Genomic DNA, 6,000 nt, shown 5'->3' with positions numbered 1-6,000 from the left:
CTCAATCAAACGGACAACCCTGTCCTTAGCTTCCTGATCGAATTTCTTCGGCATAACCCAGATTTTCCCATCTACTCAAACGGAAGAAAACCTGGACCATTTCAACGCCACGGTGAATTGCAACGGCCTAGACCAGACTCGTTACTCTGAAACTGAATCCAATCGTTCAAACAGAAAGTGAATATGACCCAGCACCAATCGTTGACTTCTCCAGAGTTGCTCTCGGCTGAGGCCCTCGACCGTCTCTTCCACGAGGCGCGGAGCATTAACTCCTTCAGCGGACCCGCCCTGACTGAGGAAGAAATGCGCCACGTCTACGATCTGACGAAAATGCCTCCGACGATGATGAATACCCAGCCCCTACGCGTGACTTGGGTGGTCTCAGAGGAAGCCCGCCAGAAGCTGGCCGGAACCATGCAGGGTGGCAACGCGGCCAAAACTCTGGCGGCGCCGTCCAGCGCGGTCCTGAGCTTTGACACGGATTTCCACGAGCATATTCCGTTCCTGTTCCCGCACGCACCAGAGCGCAAAGAGTTCTTCGCAGATGCGGGCCCACGAGCTGAACGTGCTCGGGAAAACGGCTGGTTGCAGGCAGGGTACTTCATTCTGGCTGTGCGCTCGATTGGCCACCACGCTGGTCCGATCACGGGTGTCGATTTTGCCGCTGTTGACGAGCTCTTCAACGGCGGCACGGCAAAGCGTGCATTCATGGTGGTCAACATCGGGCAGCCAGGCCAAGACGCATACTTTGACCGGTTGCCACGCTTTGATTTCAAGACCGCCAACGAGATCGTCTAACTGATCTCTCGGCAGTTCACGATGCGAGCAGGCGTCGGTCACAGGATAATCCTTGTGCCCGGCGCCTGTTCCTTTTGTTGGGAAACATACGGTGAAGATCCAGTTTTCGCCAGTATGGTCGGAAAGTAGTGACAAAGTGTCTGCCGCATCACACCCGAGAGGACGAAAAGCACATACCATTGGGCTACGGAAGTGATGTGGAGAAGGGAGTCTGCATGGGCGGAACAAACGTGTGGCAACGGATGATCGAGAATGACCCCGACCATTCACGACGCTATGCCCAACGTTGGAGGGATCTGGCCGCCGCCGGCGAGGACATCAACGGTGAAGCGAGGCTAATCGACGCCATGCTGCCCAGACGCTCCTCGGTGCTCGATGCGGGATGCGGAACCGGACGCGTAGGCGGATACTTACTGGACGCCGGTCATGACGTCACCGGCGTCGATTTAGATCCCTTCCTTATCGAAGTAGCGCAACAGGACCACCCGAACGGACGCTGGTACCAAGGGGACCTAGCGACCTTCGAATTCCCGGAAGGGGAGCGCGATAGCTTTGATGTCATTGTTTCCGCCGGAAACGTGATGGGGTTTTTGGCCCAAGACAATCGTGGCCAAACCCTGAAAAATCTTGCGCGCTTCCTCAACCCAGCCGGGCGCCTCGTCATCGGTTACGGTGCGGGACGAGGCTACGAGTTCGGCGACTTCCTCTCCGATGCGGCTGCGGCCGGGCTGAAGGTTCAACAGGCGTATTCCAGCTGGGAACTTCAGCCCTTCGACGAAAACAGTGACTTTCTCGTCGCGGTTCTGGTGCGCAACTGACATTGAAACTATGACCGACCATTGCACCCAAGACCCACCTGCGACCGAAACTGAACTCACCGGGCACAAGTGGCTGGACAGAATTACGCGCGAGCCCGAGCACTCACACTGGTACGCCCAACGCTGGAAAGACTTCGTCGCTGAAGGCAAGGACATCGATGGGGAAGCGCGCTTCGTAGACACACTCGCTCCACGAAAGGCCCGAGTCTTCGACGCGGGCTCTGGCACCGGACGAGTGGGGGGATACCTGCTCTCACGCGGGCACAGCGTCGTCGGCGTCGATATTGACCCGTACCTAGTTTCCGTAGCGAAGAAAGACCATCCCGACGGTGAATGGTTTGTTGGTGAGCTGGCCAGCTTCGACCTAGCAGCCCACACAAGCACGAACTTTGATGTGATCGTCTCCACCGGAAACGTCATCTCGCTGTTGCGTGAACAGGACCGCGTCCACGCCTTCAAACGTTTTGCCGACTACCTGGCTCCGGAGGGCCGGATGATTCTGGGTTTCGCAGCCGGACGAGGTTACGAATTCGCAGACTTCTTCGCGGACTTGGGTGCAGCCGGGCTGGAGCGGACGGCAACCTTCAGTACGTGGGACATGCGTCCCTTTACCGAGGACAGCGACTTTGTGGTCGCTTTGATTCAGAAAGCATAAACAACATGACAACCGACCAGCAGACTGACACCCAACCACGAGGGCTCAACGAAGAGACTCTGGCGCAGCTCGCCGAACTGACCGGAGAGCGCTTCAGCGGAGAGGCCGAGATTCTGCGTCAACACTCCTGCGACGAACTGGTCACCACGGAGGATTCGGAAACGGTTGCAGCGGTCGTGTATGCCGAAACGGTAGACGACGTGCAGCAGGTCATGCGATTCGCCTATGAACACGACATCCCCGTCATCACGCGCGGCGCGGGGACCGGTGTATCCGGTGGGGCGCATGGGATCACCGGTGCCATCGCGTTGTCGTTGGAACGAATGAACCGTATCATCTCGATCAACCCGGATGACGAAATGGCTGTGGTTGAACCGGGAGTCATCAACGCCCAGCTCAACGACGCGGCAGCGGAACACGGCTTCATGTACGCGCCGGACCCGGCAAGCTACCAGCGCTCTACGATCGGCGGCAACATCGCCACCAACGCGGGCGGGCTGCGCTGCGCAAAGTACGGCGTGACCCGTGACTCCGTGCGTGCCCTCGACGTGGTCCTAGCCGATGGCACCTTGATTTCTACCGGTTCGCCGACCTTCAAGGGCGTGGCCGGATACGATCTGACCAGCCTCTTCGTGGGTTCTGAAGGCACGCTTGGCGTGGTGGTCTCCGCTACCGTTCGTTTGCGCTATTTGAGCGAAACGATCCACACGGTGGCGGCGTTCTTCGAAGACTTTGTCACCGCATCAGAGGCGGTCTTGGCGATCGGTCGCGGGCGAGTCCAACCTTCGATCCTAGAGATCATGGATCTGGGGACCATGGCCGCTCTTGATGAAGCACACGGCTCAGACTTGTCCGCCCGCGGCAAAGCACTACTGTTGATCCAAACCGATGGTTTTGGTGCCGACCGTGAAGCGGAAGCTATCACGGCCATCCTTCAAGAATCAGCGACCGAGATCATCAGCACGCTCACGGCGAGTGACCCGTCTGAGGCGCTAGCCCTGGTCGATCTGCGCCGCCACTCCCGCGGTGACAACACCGAAACCGTGGTCCGGGTTGGCGAGGATGTCGCGGTACCCAAATCTCAACTCGTGAACTACGTGCATCGCATCTACGAAATTGCCGACAAATACAACGTGCTCACAAAAGTGGTCGCCCACGCCGGTGACGGTAACCTGCACCCCACGTTCTGGATTGATGCAGACGATTACGCCACCGGTGGCATGTCCCGATTGGACCAAGCACTGGATGAATCGATTCGCGCGGCACTTGATTTCAACGGAACGATCACTGCTGAACATGGGATTGGAAGCTACAAGTTGCGGTGGCTTGGATGGGAACAGAGTCCAGAAGTCCAGAAACTGCAGCGCCAGATCAAGGAAGTCTTTGACCCGAAGAACATCTTGAACCCTGGGCGGGCGATCCTCTAGGGGCTGGTTGTGTGACCTCGCCCATGAGTGGGTATCGTTCGGGCGCAACGATTCGCTTATCTGGGTTAGTAGGGGGTAAGATATTGACTTGTGCGGTTCGCCGCCGCACCGAGTCCGGGATGTAGCTCAGTTTGGTAGAGCGCGCGCTTTGGGAGCGTGAGGTCGCAGGTTCAACTCCTGTCATCCCGACTTTTTTGTTCGCGTTTTCGGCGGTCTGAGCCACCGCACCGCCACGGGGTATGGCGCAGTTTGGTAGCGCGCGTCGTTCGGGACGACGAGGTCGCAGGTTCAAATCCTGTTACCCCGACTCTACGCTCAGCAGAGCTACGACTCGTCGGTCACTGATTCTTGATCAAGCTCTTCCCACAAAGAACCGAGCCATTCTTCGAGTTCTTCAACCTGGGCCCGAGACATTAATTCGCTGCGGTTCTCAACCGTCCACTCGCAATCCGGCTCAGTACCGATACATTCCACATGCGTCAACATGTAGTTGTACAGTGTCGGCGCATCTCCGATCGACAGTAGATTGCAGTCCAACTTGGCGACCATCGTTTGGGCGCTCACGAGCTGCTCGTCTGCCTGTACTTTGCTTAGTTCTCCGGTGCGCCGTGAATAACGCAAGCCTTGGATAGCATGGTCCAAAACCTGTCTCACAAGGTCTGATAGGCCGCCCGGTACGCCGATGAGTTCGTCTCGTTTGCTGGTGCTCTCCATGATGCACGTCCCTCAACTCAGTGGGCCCCGCCGTGCGAGGTGGGGCTTTCACTACAAGCTAGTACACTGCAGCAGCTCAATTCTAGGGTTCTGGCTAATCGCTACATGGATGTTACTTATCCGAACACCACCATCACGCGAGGGTGAGCAAGCTGACTCCGGGCTCGCCCTAAAACTTGCCTTGAGTAGGCGTATTATATTTTCATGCAGCAGATCCAGCCGGTTTCAACTTTTTCTCGCGTAACGCTCACTTACCTGCCCACGTTTTGGTTTGGCCTGTTGGTCGCGATTTCCTTGATCGAAGCACCACTGAAGTTCCAGGCCCCGGGCATCACCATCCCGCTCGGGCTGGGGATCGGCCGGCTGGTATTTGGTGCTCTCAACATCGTTGAGGTGATCATCGCGATTATTCTGCTTGTCGCTACCTTTAGGTCAGGCGTGCCGGGTCGGTTGCGAGGCTTGGTGACGGCCTTGGCCGGAGTTCTCTTAATCAAAGTTGCTCTCATCCGTCCGTTCTTGAACCAGCGAACAGACGCTGTCTTGGCTGGCGTTGATGATGGGGGTTCCAGCTGGCACTACCTCTATATAGCAGCGGACGGGCTTCTGCTCATTGGGCTTGTGGTGGTCATGGTTTACACCGCGCGATTGTGGCTAGCCAAAGGTCACGCAGTTAATAACTAGTCACCTCACGGGAGCTCTCACTAGAATCAGGGCCAAGAGGCTGACGCAACCTCAGTTATATTGACTCTGTCTCACCGGCTACCCGCGGAGGAACTAATGTACGGATCTCAATTGCAGCGAACCAGAGGGATCCGCGTAGGCAGGGTAGTGACGGCTGTAGTGGCCGTACTCTTCTTGGTCGTCGGTTGTTTTGCTGGGCCATCGCAGAGCGGGCCGCCAGAAGGCTCAGTTGCCACATCCAACGGAGCCTATGCTGTCACGCCGGTTGGTGGCTGGGAAGTCGAGTTTGAGCCCAGCATCGCAGAGCCGCGTGAAGGCGATGATCCGTCTGACACGTTAGTCTTCACGCATCGCGACAGCAGTGCTGCTGGCAAATTGTATGTGGGGCTCATCGTTCGTGAGTTGATTCCGTCCAAGGTCGTCCATGTGAATTCTGAACGGCTTGAGCATCTCGATCCCCCCTCGGGCAAGGACTTTTCAGGAAAAGAGAGTCTTACTTACCTTGTGGAAACGCGTCATGAGTCGGAAATCGATGGGCGACACTGGTGGCAGTTAGACCTAGTCAGCGTCATGGAAGAAGGGGATGAAGTAGGCGCCAACGGGTATCGGAGTGCGCGGTCCCCGAGCGTCGATATTTCGATCAGCTTCTTGGCCGAAGAAGAAGGTGCGCAGGGGCGAACTGAGGTTGAAGAGTTCATTGCCTCAGATGTGCGTGACGATGCGTACAAGTTGCTGCGCTCGCTGTACGTCGACCAATAGCCTCAACAGGTTGATCGCTTACTGCGAAATGACCCGCTTCGATGGTTTTGAGAGGCTCATAGCCTACTGAGACCCTCGCTGCTGAACTGTTCTCGTGGGGCTGCGTAGGCGGACACAGAAGACTCCTATTTTCAATAGCTTTGAGGAA

Annotated in this window: 7 protein-coding genes and 2 tRNA genes; 8 read left to right on the top strand and 1 reads right to left on the bottom strand. The window is 57.0% G+C overall.

From position 1 onward, the window contains the following. Positions 1–183 precede the first annotated feature (183 nt). The 6 genes from ACFFFR_RS04245 (at position 184) to ACFFFR_RS04220 (ending at position 4,005) form a co-directional block, all read left to right on the top strand. The gene (locus ACFFFR_RS04245) at positions 184–798 is read left to right on the top strand and encodes a malonic semialdehyde reductase (RefSeq protein ID WP_377458287.1); all 615 of its coding nucleotides are present in this window, start codon (positions 184–186) and stop codon (positions 796–798) included. Between the two features lie 215 nt (positions 799–1,013). After that, positions 1,014–1,616, top strand: coding sequence for a class I SAM-dependent methyltransferase (locus tag ACFFFR_RS04240; RefSeq protein WP_377458286.1), 603 nt, complete (start codon positions 1,014–1,016; stop codon positions 1,614–1,616). A gap of 10 nt (positions 1,617–1,626) precedes the next feature. After that, positions 1,627–2,271 carry a class I SAM-dependent methyltransferase gene (locus ACFFFR_RS04235; RefSeq protein WP_377458285.1) on the top strand — a complete coding sequence of 215 codons (645 nt, stop codon included), beginning with the start codon at positions 1,627–1,629 and terminating at the stop codon, positions 2,269–2,271. A 5-nt stretch (positions 2,272–2,276) separates the two neighbouring features. Beyond that, on the top strand, positions 2,277–3,698 hold the full coding sequence (locus ACFFFR_RS04230; protein ID WP_377458284.1) for an FAD-binding oxidoreductase: 1,422 nt from the start codon (positions 2,277–2,279) through the stop codon (positions 3,696–3,698). Positions 3,699–3,813: 115 nt separating this feature from the next. Then, positions 3,814–3,887, top strand: a tRNA-Pro gene (locus tag ACFFFR_RS04225). Between the two features lie 44 nt (positions 3,888–3,931). Continuing rightward, a tRNA-Pro gene (locus ACFFFR_RS04220) sits at positions 3,932–4,005 on the top strand. Positions 4,006–4,022: 17 nt separating this feature from the next. On the opposite strand, the gene ACFFFR_RS04215 is transcribed toward ACFFFR_RS04220, so the two are convergent. Beyond that, on the bottom strand, positions 4,023–4,412 hold the full coding sequence (locus tag ACFFFR_RS04215; protein ID WP_377458283.1) for a hypothetical protein: 390 nt from the start codon (positions 4,410–4,412) through the stop codon (positions 4,023–4,025). A gap of 204 nt (positions 4,413–4,616) precedes the next feature. Between ACFFFR_RS04215 and ACFFFR_RS04210 the strand changes: the two genes are divergently transcribed. Together ACFFFR_RS04210 and ACFFFR_RS04205 are read left to right on the top strand one after the other, a co-directional pair. Then, entirely contained in the window at positions 4,617–5,093 is a 477-nt protein-coding gene (locus ACFFFR_RS04210; RefSeq protein ID WP_377458282.1) for a hypothetical protein, read from the top strand. Positions 5,094–5,252: 159 nt separating this feature from the next. Continuing rightward, positions 5,253–5,852, top strand: coding sequence for a hypothetical protein (locus tag ACFFFR_RS04205; RefSeq protein WP_377458281.1), 600 nt, complete (start codon positions 5,253–5,255; stop codon positions 5,850–5,852). Positions 5,853–6,000 lie beyond the last annotated feature (148 nt).

The sequence above is a fragment of the Micrococcoides hystricis genome, from assembly GCF_042434215.1.
Lineage (GTDB): Bacteria > Actinomycetota > Actinomycetes > Actinomycetales > Micrococcaceae > Micrococcoides > Micrococcoides hystricis.
This window is presented reverse-complemented; position numbering and strand designations above follow the sequence as displayed.